Origin of the sequence: Arthrobacter sp. NPDC090010, assembly GCF_044748305.1 — a bacterium.
GTDB lineage: Bacteria > Actinomycetota > Actinomycetes > Actinomycetales > Micrococcaceae > Arthrobacter_E.
In genome coordinates, this window is the sequence record NZ_JBIVFT010000004.1 from 207404 (window position 1) to 226576 (window position 19173).

Consider the following 19173-nt stretch of genomic DNA (forward strand, 5'->3'; position numbering starts at 1 on the left):
TGAGCACGCAAATGGGGAAAGAAAAGTGCGTTCCGGGAGAGCCCTGGAGAAGGTCAAGCGCCGAAGCGCCGCTGACGTCCCGCGTAGTCACGCAACGCCCGCAGGAAGTCGACCTTGCGGAACGCCGGCCAGAGCGCTTCGCAGAAGTAGAACTCGCTGTAGGCGCTCTGCCACATGAGGAAGCCGGAGAGCCGCTGCTCGCCGGAGGTGCGGATCACCAGGTCCGGATCGGGCTGGCCCGCGGTGTACAAGAAGCGGGAGATGTCTTCCACGGAGAGCGAAGTGGACAGGCTTTCAAGGGTCTCCCCACGGCCCGCACCGTCCTTCATCAGGGCCCGGACGGCGTCGACGATCTCGCGGCGCCCACCGTACCCGACGGCGACGTTGACGTGCACGGCTTCCTTCACCGGCGTCTTGTGAGTGAGCCGGCTCAGCCGTTCGGCGAGGTAGTCCGGAAGGAGCTCCGGGGCGCCCATCGCGTGCACCGAGATGTTCTCGTCCTCGTCCAGCCGGTCCAGCGTGTTCGCGATGATGGCCATGAGCTCGTCCAGCTCATCCGAAGAACGGCTCATATTGTCCGTGGAGAGCATGTACAGCGTGACGACCTTGACGCCGATCTCCTGGCACCAGTGCAGGAATTCAAGAATCTTGTCCGCGCCCGCTTGGTGCCCACGACTGCTGGGCGCGTTGAACTGCTTGGCCCAGCGCCGGTTGCCGTCCACCATCACACCGATGTGCGCCGGGATCCGATCGGCCGCCAGACTGCGTTCCAGACGGCGTTCGTACATGCCGTAGAGGAAATCCTGCACACTCATGCGGCCCTGCACCTCTTCCCGTTCGCGCGTACCCCGCGCCGCGGGACTGCCTGGCACAAGGCTACCGCTTGGGACGGCTCTTCCAGGGCAGGCCAAGGTTACTCACTAGTAACCTACGGGAGCGTAAGTTAGCATTGAAAGATGCGGACCGCTGCACCTCTTCCTCCCGTCTCATCCCCCGCCGCCCTCTCGGACCGAGCTCAATTGCTGGCCATCAAGCCCGCCTGGCGAGGCTGGATCCACGCGGCGGCCGCGCCTCTGGCCCTGGCAGCCGGAATCGTGCTCATCTGCCTGGCACCCACCCCGGATCGCAAGATCGCCTCAGCCGTTTACACCCTGACGGGACTGCTGTTGTTCACCGTCAGCGCGGTGTATCACCGGGGCAATTGGAACCCTCGCGTCAAGGCCGTACTGAAACGGCTCGACCACACCAACATCATGCTGGTGATCGCCGGAAGTTACACTCCGCTGGCCTGGACGCTGCTGGATCGCCCGACGGCGGTCATGCTGCTGTGGCTCATCTGGGGCGGCGCCCTGGCCGGCGTCGCGTTCCGCCTTCTCTGGATTCATGCCCCGCGCTGGCTCTACGTGCCCATCTATGTCGCCCTCGGCTGCGGCGCGCTCTTCTTCATTCCGGAGTTCTTCGCCGCGAGCATTCCTGCCGCGATCCTGGTGTGCTGCGGCGGCGCCTTCTACATAGCCGGAGCGGTGTTCTACGGCTTGAAGCGCCCCAACTTCAGCTATCATTTCTTCGGTTTCCACGAACTCTTCCACGCCTTCACCGTGCTGGGTTTCGCCTGCCATCTGGTCGCGATCTTCCTGAGCGTCCTGCGCTGACCGGCACGCCACGCCGCCTTCCCGACCCGGCGTGATTGACACCACCTTGTGACGGCGCCCATACTCATACGGTGAACCTGTCAGACAGCCGGACAGCATCGTCCCCGGGGCGACTGCGCCCCGGTCCCGGCCCGCTGGCCCGTGTCAGCGCTCAGGAAGCGGTCCTCACCGCACTGCGCAGCGACATCGAGGAAGGCCGGATCGCCGTCGGCGACAAACTCCCGTCCGAAGCCGCGCTCTCCGCCAGCTACGGAGTCAGCCGTTCCGTCATCCGCGAAGCGCTGCGCTCGTGCTCCGCACTCGGGCTGACCGAAACGCGCACCGGCAAAGGAACGTTCATCATCTCGGACCGGGTCTCCTCAGACCTCGTCCTCGGCCGGTACTCCGCCCGGGACCTGACCGAGGCCAGGCCGCACATCGAAATCCCCGCCGCCGCACTCGCCGCCGAACGCCACGACGCCGAGGATCTTGAACTGCTCCGGAGCATTCACGAGGACATGCTCGCCGAGAACGACGTCGAGGCCTGGGTTTCGCTCGACTCCGCGTTCCACCTCCAGATCGCGCGCGCCAGCGGCAACAAGGTCTTCGAAACGGTGGTGAATGATCTGCGCGAGGCTCTGGCCAAGCAGTCCAGCACTCTCAACCTCGTGGCCGACCGCGAGCACACTTCCAATCGCGAGCATCAGATCATCCTCGACGCGATCGCCTCCGGCTCTCCCGAACGAGCCTCCGAGGCCATGAGAGACCACCTCGCAGCCGTCGCACGAGCCCTGGACTCCCTCGAACAGCACTGACCCCGCCCACTCCCGTATCAGGAAGACAACGCATGGCACATCTCCCCGTCCACGTCCCACTGGCCGCGTTCAGCCGCGACCAGCGGATCGAAGGCGTCCACTACGGATCCCTGGCGGCAACCGCCCCCGACGGGTCGCTCCTGTTCGGTGCCGGAGATCCGGCAACACCGTTCTACCCGCGTTCCTCGCTCAAGCCGTTCCAGGCGGTCGCCATGGTCCTGGCAGGGCTCGACCTCCCCGAGCACCTCCTGGCACTCGCCGCGGCCAGCCACAGCGGCGGCGCGGCACACCGCGCGGGAGCCGTGGAGATCCTGCGTCGTCACGGGCTCGGCATCGACGCACTCCGCAACACCCGGGACCTGCCCTACGGTGTCGCGGAACGGGAAGAGTGGCTTCGCGCAGGCGGAGCGGCGGACCGGATCTGCCAGAACTGCTCCGGCAAGCACGCGGCGATGGTCGGCACCTGCACGCTGAACGACTGGCCCCTGGAAAGCTATCTCGACCCGGGCCACCCGCTCCAGCAGCTCGTGGCCCGTACGGTCACGGCCCTGACCGGTGAAGAACCCGCCCAATGGTCCACCGACGGCTGCGGGACCCCTCTTCCGGCGCTCAGCCTCACCGCCATGGCGCGCGGCTACGGCCGGATGGCCGGGCTGGCCGCCGGCACCGAGGCCGACGACGACGTCGAGGCGGCAGCGGCCGTCGTCGCGCGCGCCATGATGCGCAACCCCGAGATGGTGGCCGGCGAGGGCCGGGACGTCACAGCGCTGATGCGCGGCCTGCCGGGTGCCCTGGCCAAGGACGGCTTCGAGGGCGTGCAACTGATCGGTCTGCCGGACGGGCGCGGCGTCGCCGTCAAGATCTCCGACGGAGGAGACCGCGCACGGATGCCCGTCGCGGTGCGCACGCTGCTCAGCCTCGGCGTCGACGTCAGCGGCGTCGATGGGCTCGCCAGCCCGCCGATCCTCGGGGGTGGCATGGTGCGTGGCACCCTGACAGCCCTGGAATCCGCTTTTCCCGATCACCTCAGCACGGAACAGAACCGAGAGGACAACCCATGACCCTGGCACCCATCCCCGTGGCCGATGAAGCCCCCACGGAAGGATTCCGCAGCGAGCACGATCTCCTGGGCAACCGCAACATCCCGCAGTCCGCTTACTGGGGGGTCCACACCTTGCGCGCCGTGGAGAACTTCCCGATCACGGGCCAGCGCCTGTCCAGCAATCCGCACCTGGTGCATGCCCTGGCAGCCGTGAAGCTCGCAGCGTCGCGAGCCAACCGCGAGCTCGGGCTGCTCGACGCCGAGCGCGGCGAAGCCATCGAGGCGGCCTGCCTGGACGTGATGGCGGGCAAGCTGGATGACCAGTTCGTCGTGGACGTGATCCAGGGCGGCGCAGGGACGTCCTCCAATATGAACGCCAACGAGGTCATCGCGAACCGTGCGCTGGAGATCTTGGGCCAGCCACACGGCGACTACGCCACGGTGCACCCCAACGATCACGTCAACCTCTGCCAGTCCACCAACGACGTTTACCCGACGGCGGTCCGCATCGCGACCGCCCGTGGCATCGACGGACTCCTCGACGCTCTGGAAGGACTGCGGCAGGCATTCCAGGCGAAGTCCGCCGAGTTCCGCACGGTCGTCAAGATGGGCCGCACCCAGCTTCAGGACGCCGTCCCCATGACACTGGGACAGGAGTTCGGCAGTTTCGCCGTCACCATCGGCGAAGATCTTGAGCGGCTGCGGGAATCCGCGCGGCTGATGTATGAAATCAACCTGGGCGCCACCGCCATCGGCACCGGTCTGAATGCACCGGTCGGCTACGCGGCATCCGCGTGCCGGCACGTCGCGGCCGCGAGCGGTCTCCCTCTCGTCACGGCGCCGGACCTGATCGAGGCCACCTCCGACATGGGCGCCTTCGTCCACCTCTCCGGTGTCCTCAAGCGAGTCGCCGTGAAGCTCTCGAAGATCTGCAACGATCTGCGACTGCTTTCCAGCGGCCCGCGCGCCGGGCTCGGTGAGATCAACCTTCCCGCAGTCCAGTCCGGGTCCTCGATCATGCCGGGCAAGATCAACCCCGTGATCCCGGAGGTGGTCAGCCAGGTCGCCTACGAGGTGATCGGCAACGACGTCACCGTCACCATGGCGGCCGAAGCCGGACAGCTGCAGCTCAATGCGTTCGAGCCGGTGATCGTGCACAGCCTCCACAAGAGCATCACGCACATGGAATCAGCCTGCCGGACCCTCACGTCCCGCTGCGTGCAAGGCATCACCGCGAACACCGCTCATCTGCGGTCCACGGTGGAGCACTCGATCGGCCTCGTCACGGCGCTGAACCCCTACCTGGGTTACGCCGCCGCCACCTCGATCGCCCAGGAGGCACTCGCTTCGGGACGCGGCGTCGCCGAGCTCGTGCTGGAGCGCGGGCTGCTCTCCGCCGAACGGCTCGAGGAGCTCCTCAAGCCGGAGCGGCTGGCGAACCTCTCCTCCTGACGCCGGGCCTCCGCCACACCCTCCCCAGTTCATCCGGCCTCGCCGGTCCATACCGAAAGGACGCCGACATGTCCTCCCCCGGAACCCCTACCCCTCGCAACGCCATCCCTGACCACGTCGAGGACGGTGGCCACGCCCACAGCACGGATCACGTCCTGCACGCCGAAGAGGCGGGCTACCACAAGGGCCTGAAGAACCGTCAGGTGCAGATGATCGCCATCGGTGGCGCCATCGGCACCGGACTCTTCATGGGCGCCGGCGGGCGCCTGGCCGCCGCAGGTCCGTCCCTGGTCTTCGCTTACGCCCTCTGCGGCGCTTTCGTCTTCCTCATCCTGAGGGCCCTGGGCGAGCTCGTCCTGCACCGCCCCTCCTCAGGTTCCTTCGTCTCCTACGCCCGCGAGTTCTTCGGTGAGAAGGCCGCGTTCGTCTCGGGCTGGTTCTACTGGATCAACTGGGCCATGACCACCATCGTGGACACCACGGCCGCCGCCCTCTACATGAACTTCTTCGGCCGTTACGTGCCGTGGATGGGCGCCGTCCCGCAGTGGGCCTGGGCCCTGATCGCCCTCGTGGTGGTCCTCGCCCTGAACCTGGTGTCCGTCAAGGTGTTCGGTGAGCTGGAATTCTGGTTCGCCCTCATCAAGGTCGTGGCCCTGGTGTCGTTCCTGCTCATCGGCATCTGGTTCGTCATCTTCGGCACCCCCACAGGTGCACCGACCGGTTTCTCCCTGATCACCGATCATGGCGGGATCTTCCCCAACGGCATGCTCCCGATGATCCTGCTCATGCAGGGTGTGGTGTTCGCCTATGCCTCCGTGGAGCTGGTCGGCACCGCGGCCGGTGAGACCCAGAACCCGGAGAAGATCATGCCGAAGGCCATCAACTCCGTGGTCTTCCGCATCGCCGTGTTCTATGTCGGCTCGATCATCCTGCTCTCCTTGCTGTTGCCGTACACGGCGTATCAGAGCGGAGTGAGCCCCTTCGTGACGTTCTTCGGATCCATCGGGGTCCAGGGCATGGATTCCATCATGAACCTGGTGGTCCTGACCGCGGCACTGTCCTCGTTGAATGCGGGGCTCTATTCCACGGGCCGCATCCTGCGGTCCATGGCGGCCGCCGGTTCGGCCCCGAAGTTCGCCCTCCGGATGAACAAGGCGGGCGTCCCCTACGGCGGCATCGCCATCACCGCCGTCGTCTCGCTGCTCGGTGTCCCGCTGAACTACCTGGTGCCGGGCCAGGCTTTCGAGATCGTGCTGAACGTGGCCTCGGTCGGCATCCTCGCCTCCTGGGCCACCATCATCCTCTGTCAGATCCAATTGCAGCGCTGGGCTGCGAAGGGCTGGCTGACACGGCCGGCCTTCCGGATGCCGGGTGCTCCCTACACCGGGTACGTAACCCTGGTCTTCCTGGTGCTGGTCCTGATCATGGTCTTCATCGACTCGCCCTGGACGCTGGCCGCGACGGCCGTCGCCTGCGCCCTCATGGTGGCCGGCTGGTTCGCCTGCCGGCAGCGCATCCATCAGATCGCCGAGGACCGCCGGGGCTTCACAGGAGCAGCCCCGGTGGTGGCCAACCGGCCCTCCCCCAAGAAGTAACCCTCCCTCAGCTGCCCGGTCCGTGTCCGCACGGGCCGGGCAGCGCTGTTCCCGGACGACGACGGCGACCGGACCGCCGCTCGCCTCATCGGGCGGGCGCGAGCAGCAGTGGCCGGCAGCCGCCGTCGGGCGTCGGCCTCAACGCACGGCTTTGAGCACCTTCATCGTGAGACGGGAGTCCACCCGGGAGATGGCGGGATCCCCCATCAGCCGCGCGGTCAGCCAACGCTCGTACGCGCCGAGGTCCGCCACCCCGACTCGGATGAAGTAATCGGGGATGCCGAACATCCTCCGGAGTTCCAGTACCTCGGGCATGCCGGCCAAGCGCGCTTCGAATGCTTCGACGGTGGCGAGATCCTTGGCCACGAGATCCGCGTACACGATCACCTCGAAGCCGCGGCCGAGTGCTGCGGGATCCAGCATGGCGCCGTACCCGGTGATCACGCCGTCCGCTTCGAGCCTGCGCACGCGGCGAAGACACGGGGCAGGCGTCAGCCCGACGCGTTCCGCGAGTTCCTGATTGCTCATGCGCCCGTCCCAATGGAGCAGATCAATGATTGCTCGATCAATTGAATCCATAGTGGAATATTGCTCTCTGCCCTAAAGCTTCGCAATAGCTTGACCTCATATTGCTCCGAGACTTCCCTAAGATGGAGAGATGTCCACGGACCACCGAATTCCCGCCGATCCCCCACCCCGCTCCGGTTTCCGGGCAGCCGTGTCCGAAGCCGGCGTGGTCTGCCTCGGTTTCGTTCCCCTCGGCATGGGGCTCGGGGTGCTGGTCACGAGCAACGGACTGCCCTGGTGGCTGGCACCGCTGCTCTCCGGGCTGGTCTTCGCTGGTTCCGTGGAGTTCATCCTGGTCGGACTGCTCGCAGCGTCCACTCCTGTCCTGAGCATCGCTGCCACCGCGTTCCTGGTGAATTCGCGGCACTTGTTCTATGGCTTCTCCTTCCCCTTGGACCGGGTTCAGGGCGGACCGGCGAAGGCCTACAGCATTTTCGCCCTCTGCGATGAGGCCTTCGCACTGCTCTCGGGGCGCCGGGGCGAGAAGGCCACCTCGTCGCAGATTCTCTGGACCCAGGTTCTTCTTCAGCTCTCCTGGGTGGGTGGCTCAGTGCTCGGCGCCCTACTCGGCTCCGGCTTCCTGGGCCAGGTCAAAGGTCTTGGGTTCCTCATGGTCTCCCTGTTCACGGTCCTGGCCATCGACGCCATCCGGGCCCGGCCGGAGTTGTCCTTGATCCTTCTGGCAGGAGGCTCGGCTGCGGTGGCCCTCCTCGTGGCGCCCCAGCAGATGCTTCTCGTCTCGCTGTGCCTGTTCTTCCTGACATTGCTGGTCCGCCACGGCCTGCAGACCCGCCGGCGCCGCACGCCGGGCACCGTTTCAGACGACGATCGCGAGACAGACCATGCCTGACGTCTCTTATCTGCTGCTGGGCGTGACCGCAGCAGCCGCCGTGACCTTCGCACTGCGGGCGATCCCCTTCGCGCTCAAGGGGGCTCTGAAGGATTCGGCGTTCCTGGCCGACATCCGGGTCTGGATGCCCTTGGGCGCTCTTCTCATCCTTTTCGCATACGCCGTCAGCGGAGTCGATTTCTCGTCGTCCTCCCACGGGGTCCCCGAACTGGCCGGCATTCTCGTGACCGCTTTGGTTCACTGGTGGCGGAAGAATGCAGTCCTGAGCATGCTCGCCGGCACCGCTGTGTGCCTTGTCCTGGCCAATCTGGTCTTCAGCTGAGACTCTCCGCCGCCAAGGCGGCTTCCAGCTCAGGAACCGTGGACACCGGCGCCCTGCACACCATGTCACGGCATACATAGGCCAGGGCTCCCGTGGCGGGAGCCGGACGCCCCTCGAACAGCGGCACCCCGTTGTCACCACGGCCGCAGGCCACCGTGAGGCCGGGCCGTGCGCTGCGCCACGCCGTGGCGAGGAGTTCGCCGGGGTCCCCCTCTGAGACGACCGCGACTTCAAGGCCGCCCAGGAGTCCCACCAGCCGCACCGCGTTCGCGGCTCCGCTGACCCGCGGCTGCCCTTCGACCGCGGCAGCGGCCTGATTCGCAACGGCCAGAGCCCTGTCCAGCAGCGTGGATTCCCCGTTCAGAGAGGCGAGCCTGAGCCAGGCACCGGCCAGCACGCTTGCCGGTGCAGGTGTAGCCCCGTCAGAGGCCTCGACCGGCGAGGCACCACCATAGGCCGCTCTCAGCGCGTCTGAGGCGGCATCACCGTGCCGCTGGTCCTCATTGAGCAAACCGTCGCTCCCCAGGAATCCGTCATCGACAGCCGCTGCGAGATCACGGGCCCAGGAGTACCAGGAGATGTCACCCGTGGCGGAATACAACGCCAGGGAAGCGTCGAGCGCGTGGGCGTAGTCCTCCAGGAGACCCGGAATGGGTCCTCTGAGCCCCGCATGCGACACCCGGTACAGGGTCAGAGTCGTCTGGTCCCAGTGCACCCGGCGGAGATTCTCCGCTGCTTCGACGGCCCGCTCGATCCAGTCGCTGCGCTCCATCGATGCGCCGGCCTCGGCGAAGGCCGTGATCGCCATGGCATTCCAAGCGGCCACCACCTTGTCATCCACCGCCGGGTGCGGGCGTTCCGCCCGGGCCGCGAGAAGAACGGGGCGGGCCCGGTCCAGGATGGTCAGGCCGTCGACGTCGAGCTCGGCACCGGGATGCAAGGGGGAACCGAGAGCGGAGACCGTTCCCTGGGACCGCACGTTCATGAGGTCTGCCAGCAAGCCGCCGTCGTCCTCGCCCAGCAGTTCCGACAGCTCGTCCGGAGTCCACAGCGAGAAGGCGCCTTCCCGCTCGTGAAGACCTGCTTCCGTCAGGGCGGCACGCCGAAGCTGCTCCGCCGACGGCTGAGAGTCCGCATCCACGGCGGAAAGAAAGGCCGCTCCCGCCGGATCCGTCAGCCCGCCATCCGCCGCGGAGACGCAGAGGAACCCGGCCAGCCCCTCGATCACCCGCTGCACCTCGGCGAGCGGAAAGATCGCTTCCAGGCCACCCCGCAGTGCCGAGCCTTCGGGGGAACGCAAGAGCCTCAGATGCCCCGTATAGGCGCGCAACAACAGGGCGTTGTCGTAGAGCATCTTCTCGAAGTGCGGCACAGACCAATCCGCCGTGACCGAGTACCGGCAGAACCCTCCGTCGAGCTGGTCCCGCAATGCCGAACGGGCCATGGCCGCCAGAGTCCGCGCCGAAACGGCGGCCGCCCGGACCGACTCGGGCCTGCCGCTGGCGGCATAGGTGGTGAGGAACGGCAGCAGAGGACTGGGCGGGAACTTGGGCGCTGTGCCGAATCCGCCGTCCCGAGACTCCGATTGTTCAAGTTGCGCCACCGCGGCGTCCAGGTCTTGCGCGCCGAGATCCGACGCCGTGGACGCGCCGATCCGCACGGCGGTGGCGTAGTCGCCCAGACCTGCAGCCAGCCGGCTCGCATGATCCTCCAACTGCGTCCTGCGGTCCGCCCAGGCCTCCCGCACCGCCGTCAGCAATTGCGAGAAGGACGGCCTTCCCCCTCGCGGGGAGGGCGGAAAATAGGTGCCCGCGAAAAAGGCCCGCCCATCCGGCAAAGCGAAGACGCTCATGGGCCAGCCGCCCTCCCCTGTCAGGGCCTGGGTCGCCGTCATGTAGACGGCGTCCACCTCGGGACGCTCCTCACGGTCCACCTTGATGGGCACGAAATGTGCATTCAGGTACGCCGCGACGGCGGCATCATCGAACGACTCGTGCGCCATGACATGGCACCAATGGCACGCCGCGTAGCCGATGGAGAGGAAGACCGGCACATCCCGCTCCCGTGCCTCGGCGAACGCCTCCGGCCCGAAGACGTGCCAGTCCACCTCCTGGTGGGCGTGCTGACGCAGATAGAGACTGCTCTGTCCCTCGAGGTGATTGACCATGTGGCCACGCTAACCCACGGCACTGACAGGAATCAGGCCTCCCGGGAATGCGACTCCGGGTCTTCGGTCGCTTCGGCTTCCTGTCCCGCCTTCTCGCCCCGGTACCGCACGCGACGGATGCGACGGACCATGTCCACGATCAGGAACGCCATGATGATGACGATGAACGCGGTGGCGAGGAACCCCAGAAGACCCGGGGTGACCATGTCCTGCGTGAGGCCCGGCTTGAGACCCGGCAAGGGGCTGGGGCTCGGGTCGCTGGCAAGTTGCACGATCAGCTGGTTCACACTTCACACCTTCTGGTTCAGGGGGGACTCCGCTAATTCTACGCCGGATAGAACGCCCGGACTCCACCGGTCCCCGGCCCGCGTCCACGCCCCATCGGGCGGAGGGGAATCAACGCAGGCCGGTGAAGAGGTCCGTCTCCTGGATGGGTGCCGGCACCCGGGAGTGCATGAGGACGAATTCCTCATACGGCCACACCCTGCGCTGCAACTCGTCCGGGAAGGCGAAGAAGAAGCCGTTCGGGTCGATCTGCGTCCGGTGGGCTTTGAGAGCCTCGTCGCGCCGCGAGAACCACTCGCCGCACTCGATCTTGGCCGTGGGCAGGTGCAGCGGCTCCGCCTTGGACGCCAGCCAGCTGTCGATCCATTCGAGTCCGATCACCTCAAGGCCTTCCGCCCGGCCCGCGTCACGCAGCGCGCGCATCCGTTCCAGACCGAGCCCGCAGTCGTAGTACAGCTTGCTGGGCTGCCAGGCCGCTCCCGTTCCGGGGTACTGGGCGGGATCGCCGGCCGCATGATAGGCCTCGACGGCCACCCGATGCGCCATGATGTGGTCGGGATGGGGATAGCCACCGTTCTCGTCGTACGCCACGACGACGTGCGGGCGGAAGGAACGCATCAGCCGGACCAGCGGTGCCGAGGCGACCTCGAGTGGCTGCAAGGCGAAACACCCGTCCGGGAGGGCCGGCAACGGGTCTCCCTCGGGAAGGCCGGAGTCCACGAAGCCGAGCCAGCGCTGCTGGACGCCGAGGACACGAGCGGCTTCGGCCATCTCCAGGCGTCGTGCGCCCGCCATATCGCGTTTCGGGTGGGGGGCCTGTTCCATGCCGGGGTTCTGGATGTCTCCACGGGAGCCGTCGGTGCAGGTGACGACCATGACTTCGGCGCCCTGGTCCACGTACCGGGCCATGGTCGCGGCCCCCTTGCTGGACTCGTCATCCGGATGCGCATGGACGAACATGATCCGCAACGGCTGCAGGTCCTGGCCGGTCGGCGCGGGAGAGACCCGGTCAGCAGCGCTCATGGAAAGCCTCCTGGCTTGGCCCGGCCCGGCGACCGCGTACGGAGTGCTCAGACCGAGGAACTAGAATGATGTGGTGACGCCGAGCCTGAACCCAACGCCTGTCGATTCCAGCCTAGCCAATCGCTACGGCCGCCAGAAGCGGGTTCTCACACGGCGTACGAAGCTGATCATGATCGTGGCAGGAGTGCTCGTCGCCTGCGGCCTGGCCGCCGTCCTGACCGTGAACGTGGCATCCGTGAACAGCGTCGATTTCAAGACCGTCGGCTTCGTCGCCAATGACCCGTCCTACGCCGTCGTCGACTTCCAGGTCTCCAAGGACCGCACCGAGGACGCCATCTGCGCCGTGAAGGCGCTGGACGGCCAGTTCGCGGTGGTCGGCTGGAAGTACGTCGAGATCCCGCCGAACTCAGCCGATGCCGGCGCCGAAAGCGGCAGGACCACCCAGCAACGGATCACACTGCGCACCGAGTCCCTGGCCGTCTCCGGCCTGGTGGACAGCTGCTGGCCCAAGAGCTGAACCGCGCCCGGCGCCCGTGACTTTGGTTTGTCACGGGCTTTGCCTACACTAGGCGAATACCTTTTGCCCCGTTGAACTGGTGGTGCGGTCTTCCAACCGCCAGTCGGCGGGGTTATTTGCGACAGTTGATCAAGAGGAGTTCTTACGTGTCCACACCCAATAGCGCATCCGTCGCGTGGCTGACCCAGGAAGCGTACGACCGTCTCAAGGCTGAGCTGGAGCACCTTTCGGGCCCTGGCCGTGCCGAGATCGTCGGGCGCATCGAAGCTGCACGCCAGGAAGGCGACCTCAAGGAGAACGGCGGCTACCACGCCGCCAAGGACGAGCAGGGCAAGATCGAGGCCCGCATCCGCCAGCTGACCGTGCTGCTCCGGGATGCCCAGGTGGGTGCCGCTCCGGCCGACGACGGCGTCGTGGAACCCGGCATGGTGGTCGTTGCGAAGATCGCCGGGGACGAGGAGAAGTTCCTCCTGGGTTCCCGTGAGATCGCCGGCGGCTCGGATCTGGATGTCTTCAGCGAGAAGTCCCCCCTGGGCTCGGCCATCACCGGACATAAGGAAGGCGAGACCGTGTCTTACACCGCCCCGAACGGCAAGCAGATCACGGTGGAGATCATCTCCGCCAAGCCGTTCACCGGCTGAGTTGCTCACAACCCCCCCGCGAGGGAACAGTTGAGGCCACTATCCGTCAGGGATAGTGGCCTCAACTGTTCCCTCGCGGGGTTCTCCTGATCGACTGCTCCGGTGTTGTCGTTCGGAGGGTTCAGAACGACAACACCGGAGCAGTCGATCAGGGGAAGGCCTAGAAGTGCACCACGATCGGCTGGAAGCCCTCGGCGCGCAGCGCGTTGAGCACCACCTCGGAATGCTCGTGGCCCTTGGTCTCCAGATCCACGGTGATGGACACATCGCCCATGCTGATCGATCCGCCCACGCGCGTGTGGTCCACGCCGGTGACATTGGCGTCGTGTTCGGCGATGATCCGGGAGATGGTGGCCAGCGAGCCGGGACGGTCGTCCAGAAGGATCCGGACGGTGAGGAACCGGCCCGCGGCATAGAGACCACGCTGGATGACCTTGAGCATGAGCATCGGGTCGATGTTGCCGCCGGACAGGACCACGGCCACCTTGCCGGGGTTCTCGATCCTGCCCTCCATAAGCGCCGCCACGCCCACGGCTCCGGCGGGTTCCACCACCATCTTGGCGCGTTCCAGCAGGAAGATGAGTGCACGCGCCAGCGCGTCTTCGCTGACCGTGACCACGTCATCCACCAGCTCGCGGATGATGCTGAACGGCAGCTGCCCGGGGCGACCCACGGCGATGCCGTCCGCCATGGTGGAGACCTTCTTGAGCGGCACCAGGGCATCCGCGGCGAGTGAGGGCGGGTAGGCCGCCGCGTTCTCCGCCTGCACCCCGATCACCCGGATCTCGCGCCCCAGCTGGCGGGCGCGTTCCTTGATGGCCACGGACACCCCGGCAAGCAGACCGCCGCCGCCGACACCCATGATGATGGTGTCGACGTCGGGAACCTGTTCCAGGATCTCCAGGCCGATCGTCCCCTGGCCTGCCACCACATCGACGTTGTCGAAGGGGTGCACGAACACCGCGCCAGAGGCGTCGGCGTAACGCTGGGCCTCGGCCAAGGCCTCGTCCACGTTGTGGCCGTGGAGGATGACTTCGGCACCGTGGTCGCGGGTGGCGGCAAGTTTGGGAAGGGCGACGCCCAGCGGCATATAGATCCGGGCCTTGATGCCCAGAGCCTTGGCCGCGGAGGCCACGCCCTGGGCGTGGTTGCCTGCGGAGGCCGCGACAACGCCGCGGGCCTTCTCCACAGCGCTCAGACTGGCCATGCGGACGTACGCGCCCCGCACCTTGAAGGAGCCGGCACGCTGGAGGTTCTCGCACTTGAAGACCACGTCCCCGCCGACCATCCGGGACAGCGCCCTGGACTTCTCGATGGGCGTGACGGTAATGACGCCGTCGAGCAATTCCTGTGCACGGACTACGTCCTGGAGCGTTACGGGTAGGGTCTCAGTGGTCATCACTGGCCGCCTCCTTGGAATTGTTCGGTTGTTCTTGCGTCTCCGGCCCGCTCTGCGGGGCCGGACGTTCTGTGGAGGACGACGACGTCGAGCCGCTCTCAGCGTCTCCTGCGGGAGCGGATGCCACCGCCGTCGTGCCGTCCGCCGCGGCCACGGCGGGGTCGTTGTCCCAGCCCCGCGCCGCGATGTACCGGATGGCGGAGTTGAGTGCGGCCAGGATCGGAACGGCGAAGAGCGCGCCCGGAATGCCTGCCAGGAAGGACCCTGCCGCGACAGCGAGAATCACGCCGACGGGGTGCAGGGAGACCGCCTTGCCCATGACCAGCGGTTGCAGCACATGGCTCTCCAGCTGCTGCACGGCCAGGACGATGGCCAGCATGATCACCGCATTGACGAGGCCGTTGGCCACCAAGGCCAGCAGCACCGCCACCGCGCCGGTGACCAGGGCGCCGACCACCGGGATGAAGGAGCCGAGGAAAACGGCAAGACCCAATGGCAGGGCCAGGGGGACGCCGATGATTGCAGCACCCGCACCGATCCCGATGGCGTCGACTGCTGCGACGAACACCTGGATTTTGACGTAGCTGCCCACGGAGGTCCACGCCTTCTTGCCGGCCCCGTCGATGGCAGCGCGGGCCTTGCGCGGGAAGAGCCTCGTCAGGAAACCCCAGATCTGCCGCCCTTCCAGGAGGAAGAAGATGAGGATGAACACCGTGAGCAGCAGTCCGGCGGCGATATGGCCAGCCCCGCTGCCGACGCTGAGCGCACCCGTCAGGATGGTACTGCTCTGCCCCTGGATCGTGGTGGTCAGGCTGTCCAGGTAGCTGTCCATCTGAGCCGTGGTGATATGAAGCGGGCCGTCCTGCAGCCAGGTCTGCACCTGCTTCAGTCCCTCCAGGGCCTGTCCCCACAGCTGCCGGAAGCCGACCGTGGCCTGCTTGCCCACGAAGGTCAGCGTCAGCGCGATCACCGCGACAAGGGTCAGCAGAGTGATGGCGACGGCGAGTCCCCGCGGGAGGCGGTGCCTGCTGAGCCAGCCGACCAAAGGATTGAGCAGGGCAGTGAACAGCGCCGCGAGCAGCACGGGGATGATGAGGAAGCTGACCTGGGACAGAAGCCAGATCAAGATACCTGCGGCCAGCAGGATGACCCCGGAGCGCCAGGCCCATTCGGCGGCGATCCTGACCCCGTACGGAACGTCCTCCTCCAAAGCCCGGCCCCGCGTCGGACGGGGCACTGCTGACTTGCCGTTCTGCGCTTCACCTGACATGCATCAATCGTGGCGCAGGTGACCGGCATTTGGAAAATGCGTTCGTATGCCGGGCGGTCCAGGCTCCTTCACCAGGAGGCCGAGAGACCCCAGCTCATCCGGAACTCCTCGCCCGGCTGGACCCAGTTGAGCCCGTCCCCGGAGTTGAAGGCGTTGGCCGGCCCGGTCATGGGCTCCACGGCGAGCGCTTTCGAACGCCCCCAGGATCCGGGCGAGGCGAAGACGTGCACATAACCGCAGCGCTCGTCCTGCCAAAGCGTCAGCCGCCGCCCGGCGGCGTCCTGGAGGATGGTTCGCGCGCACCCGTCGTCGTCGCGCTCCAGCGCCGTGTAGGCGGTGTCCGTATCGAGTTCCGCAAGCTTCACACCGCCCCGGAGATCGTGGGGGTGGTCTACGGCGCGGACCGCGTGCGGGATGAGCCGTTCGTCCGCTTCGAGCCAGGAGCCCGCGCGGACGGTGAGGCTCAGCTCTTCGGGTGCCGCATCACCGATCCGGAGGTACGGGTGCGCACCCAGCACAACGGGTGCTGCGGCGTCGCCGTCGTTGTACAGACTCTGGGTGACCGCGAGTCCGCCGCGTTCGTCCAGCTCGTAGCGGACGCGGTGCCTGGTGAGGAATGGATATCCGTGCTGCGGGAAGATGGGGGACTCCAGCACCACATGGGCACTCCCCTGTTCCAGGCAGCGGTACGGCGCGTTGCGGAGCAGGCCGTGAATGGCATTGCTCCTGCCCACCTCGGTGATGTCGAGTTGCTGCGTGGAGCCGTTCAGCTCCCAGCGCCCGTCCTCCACCCGGTTGGCCCAGGGCGCCAGGGTGATTCCGCAGGCCCCGGGCGGAATCTGGTCATCGCCGAAAGTCTCGGTGGCCGCTATTCCTCGGACGCTGTAACTACGCAGGGCGGCGGCGAGTTCGGTGACGACGACGGCGGCGCCGCCCCGTTCGAGTCGGTACTGGGCGCCGCTGGCGCAGCGGTCGCGGAGGGCATGGGGCGTTGCGGGCATGGCACCACCGTACCGAAATGAAAGCCTCACGGGGTACCGCGATCACCCCTTGGACGATCATTAATGTTAATTAATGTTAGAAAGTCTTCGTTTTGATAGCATGAGAGCGTCGACCGCCCGGTCGGCCAGCCGAGTACAGGGGCAGCCATGACGCACGTGACACGCGCACAGCTCGCAGATGGGCGCGAGATTCTCTACTTCGACACCGAAGCGGGGCGCCGTCCGCTGCCCGACGCCCGGGACCTGCCGGCCCGCACCGACGGTCCCGACGGCTCCGGGCAGGTCCGCTACGACGCCCTGAGTGGCGAATGGGTGGCGGTCGCCGCCCACCGCCAGACCCGCACGCATCTGCCACCCGCCCGCGAATGCCCGATCTGCCCGAGCAGTTCCGAGCGCTCCACGGAGATCCCCGAGCACGACTACGAGGTGGTCGCCTTCGAGAACCGTTTCCCCTCGCTCGGTCCGGTGCTCGGAGAACTCCCCGGCAGCCCTGCCTGGGGAACCCTGGCCCCGGCATCGGGCCGCTGCGAGGTGGTGACATTCACGCCGGAGCACACCGGTTCCTTCGCAGAGCTGCCGTGGGATCGTGCCCGGACCGTCGTGGAGGCCTGGTCTCACCGGACGCGGGAACTGTCAGCACTCGCCGGAGTCCGGCAGGTCTTCCCCTTCGAGAACCGCGGCGCGGACATCGGCGTGACCCTCCACCACCCGCACGGCCAGATCTACGCGTACTCCTACGTCACCCCCCGGGCGGAGGCCATGGCGCGCCCCGCGGTGGCCTATTGGGGAGAGCACGGTCACCGCGAGACCCTGATGGAAGGCCTGGTCCGCCGCGAACGCGCAGACGGGTCCCGCATGATCCTGGAAGGTGATCACTTCAGCGCCTACGTCCCCTTCGCCGCCCGCTGGCCGCTCGAGGTGCACCTCGCGCCGCATCGCCGGGTGGCTGACTTCGCCGCCCTCAGCACGGCCGAGAAGGACGAACTCACCACCTTGTATCTCGATCTCCTCGGCCGGGTGGACGGACTCTACGACTCCCCCACTCCGTACATCGCGGCCTGGCATCAGGCACCGCTGTCGCCTGGCTATCGTGAGGCCATGGGCTTCCACCTCCAGCTCACCTCGCCGCGCCGCGCCGCGGACAAGCTGAAGTACCTGGCCGGTTCGGAGGCCGCGATGGGGGCCTTCATCAACGACGTCACCCCCGAATCCGTCGCTGCCAGGCTCCGCTCTTCCGCATCGCCCTATCCGGCATCCGCCCCGTCTTATCCGGCATCCGCCCCGTCTTATCCGGCATCCGCCCCGACCCAAGGACTGCACGCATGACCAGCCCCGAGCATGAACAGCAGGACCTCTTCACTTCCTTCCGGGAGGTTTTCGGGCACGAGGCCGACGGCGTCTGGATGGCCCCGGGCCGGGTGAATCTGATCGGCGAGCACACGGATTACAACGACGGATTCGTCCTTCCCTTCGCCATCGACCGGCGAGCCCGGGTCGCCGTACGGACCCTGCCTGATTCACGCACGGTCCGTCTCGTCTCCGCTCAGGGGACCGACGGCGTCCTGGAGTTCGATCTCGATTCCTTGGAGCCGCAGGGAGGCTATGGCTGGGCCACCTACCCGCTGGGAGTCGCATGGGCCCTGGAACGGAGCGGGATCCGGGTGCCCGGCTTCGAGCTGTTCCTGGACTCCACGGTGCCGCTCGGCTCGGGGCTCTCCTCTTCCCATGCCATCGAATGCGCCACCATCACGGCCCTGGCGGAGCTGACGGGAGCTTCACTGAGTGCCCAGGAGCTCGTGCTGCTGACGCAGAAGGGTGAGAACGACTTCGTCGGGGCGCCCACGGGCATCCTCGACCAGTCGGCCTCCCTGCGAGGCGAACGGGGCCATGCGGTCTTCCTGGACTGCCGGGATCAGAGCGTGGAGCTCATCCCCTTCGACGCTGAAGCGGACGACCTCCTGATGCTCGTGATCGATACCCGGGTGGCTCATTCCCACAGCGACGGCGGATACGCGAGCCGCCGGGCCGCCTGCGAAGCCGGTGCCGCGGCCCTCGGGGTTCCTGCACTCCGGGACCTGGGTGTGGACGACCTTCCCCGCGCGAAGGAACTCCTGGACGACCTGACATTCCGGCGGGTACGCCACGTGGTGACGGAAGACGCCCGGGTGCTGGAAACCGTCTCCGCCCTGAAGTCCGAGGGCGCCGCCGCCATCGGCTCCTTGCTGGACGCGAGCCACGTCTCGATGCGCGACGATTTCGAGATCTCCTGCCCCGAACTGGACCTCGCCGTATCCAGCGCGCGGGACGCCGGGGCGCTCGGCGCGCGCATGACCGGCGGCGGCTTCGGCGGTTCGGCGATCGCACTGACACCGCGGGCCGTGGAATCCCAGGTCCGGGCCGCAGTGCTGGAGGCGTTCAGCGCGGCCGGTTTCACCGAACCTCAGCTGTTCGCAGTCTCACCCGCCGAAGGAGCCCGGCGACTCGCCTGATCAGGCCACCCACTCGCCGAGACGAGCGGAAACGTCGACAACGACGACGGCGCCGCTCACCTCATCGGTGAGCGGCGCCGTCGTCGTTGTCCAGGTTTTACCCGAGG

At 67.0% G+C, this 19173-nt stretch carries 19 protein-coding genes; 11 read left to right on the plus strand and 8 right to left on the minus strand.

The annotated features are described in order from the left end of the window. Positions 1-53 precede the first annotated feature (53 nt). Positions 54-815 (minus strand): isoprenyl transferase, encoded by a 762-nt coding sequence (locus tag ACIPXZ_RS08540; RefSeq protein ID WP_400592401.1) that lies wholly within the window; start codon positions 813-815, stop codon positions 54-56. 141 nt (positions 816-956) lie between these two features. On the opposite strand from ACIPXZ_RS08540, the gene ACIPXZ_RS08545 reads away from it, so the two are divergent. The 5 genes from ACIPXZ_RS08545 to ACIPXZ_RS08565 all read left to right on the plus strand — a co-directional run bounded on the left by ACIPXZ_RS08545 (position 957) and on the right by ACIPXZ_RS08565 (position 6535). Then, positions 957-1652: a hemolysin III family protein gene (locus ACIPXZ_RS08545; RefSeq protein WP_400592404.1), complete on the plus strand. Its 696-nt coding sequence runs from the start codon at positions 957-959 to the stop codon at positions 1650-1652. 71 nt (positions 1653-1723) lie between these two features. Further along, positions 1724-2446, plus strand: a complete 723-nt coding sequence (locus ACIPXZ_RS08550; protein WP_400592406.1) for a FadR/GntR family transcriptional regulator — start codon at positions 1724-1726, stop codon at positions 2444-2446. A 32-nt stretch (positions 2447-2478) separates the two neighbouring features. Continuing rightward, on the plus strand, positions 2479-3507 hold the full coding sequence (locus ACIPXZ_RS08555; protein WP_400592409.1) for an asparaginase: 1029 nt from the start codon (positions 2479-2481) through the stop codon (positions 3505-3507). Next, complete coding sequence (locus tag ACIPXZ_RS08560; protein ID WP_400592412.1) at positions 3504-4940, plus strand: aspartate ammonia-lyase; 1437 nt, start codon at positions 3504-3506, stop codon at positions 4938-4940. The genes ACIPXZ_RS08555 and ACIPXZ_RS08560 overlap by 4 nt, the downstream gene beginning before the upstream one ends. Before the next feature lie 68 nt (positions 4941-5008). Beyond that, complete coding sequence (locus tag ACIPXZ_RS08565; protein ID WP_400592415.1) at positions 5009-6535, plus strand: amino acid permease; 1527 nt, start codon at positions 5009-5011, stop codon at positions 6533-6535. Between the two features lie 138 nt (positions 6536-6673). Here the strand turns inward: ACIPXZ_RS08565 and ACIPXZ_RS08570 are convergent, their stop codons facing one another. Then, positions 6674-7114: an Lrp/AsnC family transcriptional regulator gene (locus tag ACIPXZ_RS08570; protein ID WP_400592418.1), complete on the minus strand. Its 441-nt coding sequence runs from the start codon at positions 7112-7114 to the stop codon at positions 6674-6676. Positions 7115-7193: 79 nt separating this feature from the next. Here ACIPXZ_RS08570 and ACIPXZ_RS08575 point away from each other — a divergent pair, with 79 nt between their 5' ends. Together ACIPXZ_RS08575 and ACIPXZ_RS08580 are read left to right on the plus strand one after the other, a co-directional pair. Continuing rightward, the gene (locus tag ACIPXZ_RS08575; RefSeq protein WP_400592421.1) at positions 7194-7952 is read left to right on the plus strand and encodes an AzlC family ABC transporter permease; all 759 of its coding nucleotides are present in this window, start codon (positions 7194-7196) and stop codon (positions 7950-7952) included. After that, on the plus strand, positions 7945-8274 hold the full coding sequence (locus ACIPXZ_RS08580) for a branched-chain amino acid transporter permease (protein ID WP_400592424.1): 330 nt from the start codon (positions 7945-7947) through the stop codon (positions 8272-8274). Before ACIPXZ_RS08575 ends, ACIPXZ_RS08580 begins: the two co-directional genes overlap by 8 nt. On the opposite strand, the gene ACIPXZ_RS08585 is transcribed toward ACIPXZ_RS08580, so the two are convergent. From ACIPXZ_RS08585 to mca, 3 genes are all read right to left on the minus strand, one after another. After that, positions 8267-10441, minus strand: a complete 2175-nt coding sequence (locus ACIPXZ_RS08585; RefSeq protein ID WP_400592427.1) for a thioredoxin domain-containing protein — start codon at positions 10439-10441, stop codon at positions 8267-8269. The two genes, ACIPXZ_RS08580 and ACIPXZ_RS08585, sit on opposite strands and share 8 nt — an antisense overlap. Before the next feature lie 32 nt (positions 10442-10473). Then, positions 10474-10728 (minus strand): hypothetical protein, encoded by a 255-nt coding sequence (locus ACIPXZ_RS08590; RefSeq protein WP_400592430.1) that lies wholly within the window; start codon positions 10726-10728, stop codon positions 10474-10476. A 109-nt stretch (positions 10729-10837) separates the two neighbouring features. Next, positions 10838-11749 (minus strand): mycothiol conjugate amidase Mca, encoded by a 912-nt coding sequence (gene mca, locus ACIPXZ_RS08595; RefSeq protein WP_400592433.1) that lies wholly within the window; start codon positions 11747-11749, stop codon positions 10838-10840. Positions 11750-11822: 73 nt separating this feature from the next. On the opposite strand from mca, the gene ACIPXZ_RS08600 reads away from it, so the two are divergent. Beyond that, entirely contained in the window at positions 11823-12266 is a 444-nt protein-coding gene (locus ACIPXZ_RS08600) for a DUF4307 domain-containing protein (RefSeq protein WP_400592436.1), read from the plus strand. A gap of 146 nt (positions 12267-12412) precedes the next feature. After that, positions 12413-12907 carry a transcription elongation factor GreA gene (gene greA / locus ACIPXZ_RS08605; protein ID WP_400592438.1) on the plus strand — a complete coding sequence of 165 codons (495 nt, stop codon included), beginning with the start codon at positions 12413-12415 and terminating at the stop codon, positions 12905-12907. 160 nt (positions 12908-13067) lie between these two features. Here greA and ilvA read toward each other — a convergent pair whose 3' ends face one another. From ilvA to ACIPXZ_RS08620, 3 genes are all read right to left on the minus strand, one after another. Beyond that, positions 13068-14309, minus strand: a complete 1242-nt coding sequence (gene ilvA, locus ACIPXZ_RS08610) for a threonine ammonia-lyase (RefSeq protein WP_400592440.1) — start codon at positions 14307-14309, stop codon at positions 13068-13070. After that, on the minus strand, positions 14296-15576 hold the full coding sequence (locus tag ACIPXZ_RS08615) for an AI-2E family transporter (protein WP_400592443.1): 1281 nt from the start codon (positions 15574-15576) through the stop codon (positions 14296-14298). Before ACIPXZ_RS08615 ends, ilvA begins: the two co-directional genes overlap by 14 nt. 68 nt (positions 15577-15644) lie before the next feature. After that, positions 15645-16577, minus strand: a complete 933-nt coding sequence (locus ACIPXZ_RS08620) for an aldose 1-epimerase family protein (protein WP_400592446.1) — start codon at positions 16575-16577, stop codon at positions 15645-15647. Between the two features lie 147 nt (positions 16578-16724). On the opposite strand from ACIPXZ_RS08620, the gene galT reads away from it, so the two are divergent. Next, a complete protein-coding gene (gene galT / locus ACIPXZ_RS08625; RefSeq protein ID WP_400592449.1) occupies positions 16725-17903 on the plus strand; it encodes a galactose-1-phosphate uridylyltransferase in 1179 nt (392 codons plus the stop codon). Then, positions 17900-19066 carry a galactokinase gene (gene galK, locus ACIPXZ_RS08630; RefSeq protein WP_400592452.1) on the plus strand — a complete coding sequence of 389 codons (1167 nt, stop codon included), beginning with the start codon at positions 17900-17902 and terminating at the stop codon, positions 19064-19066. The genes galT and galK overlap by 4 nt, the downstream gene beginning before the upstream one ends. Positions 19067-19173 lie beyond the last annotated feature (107 nt).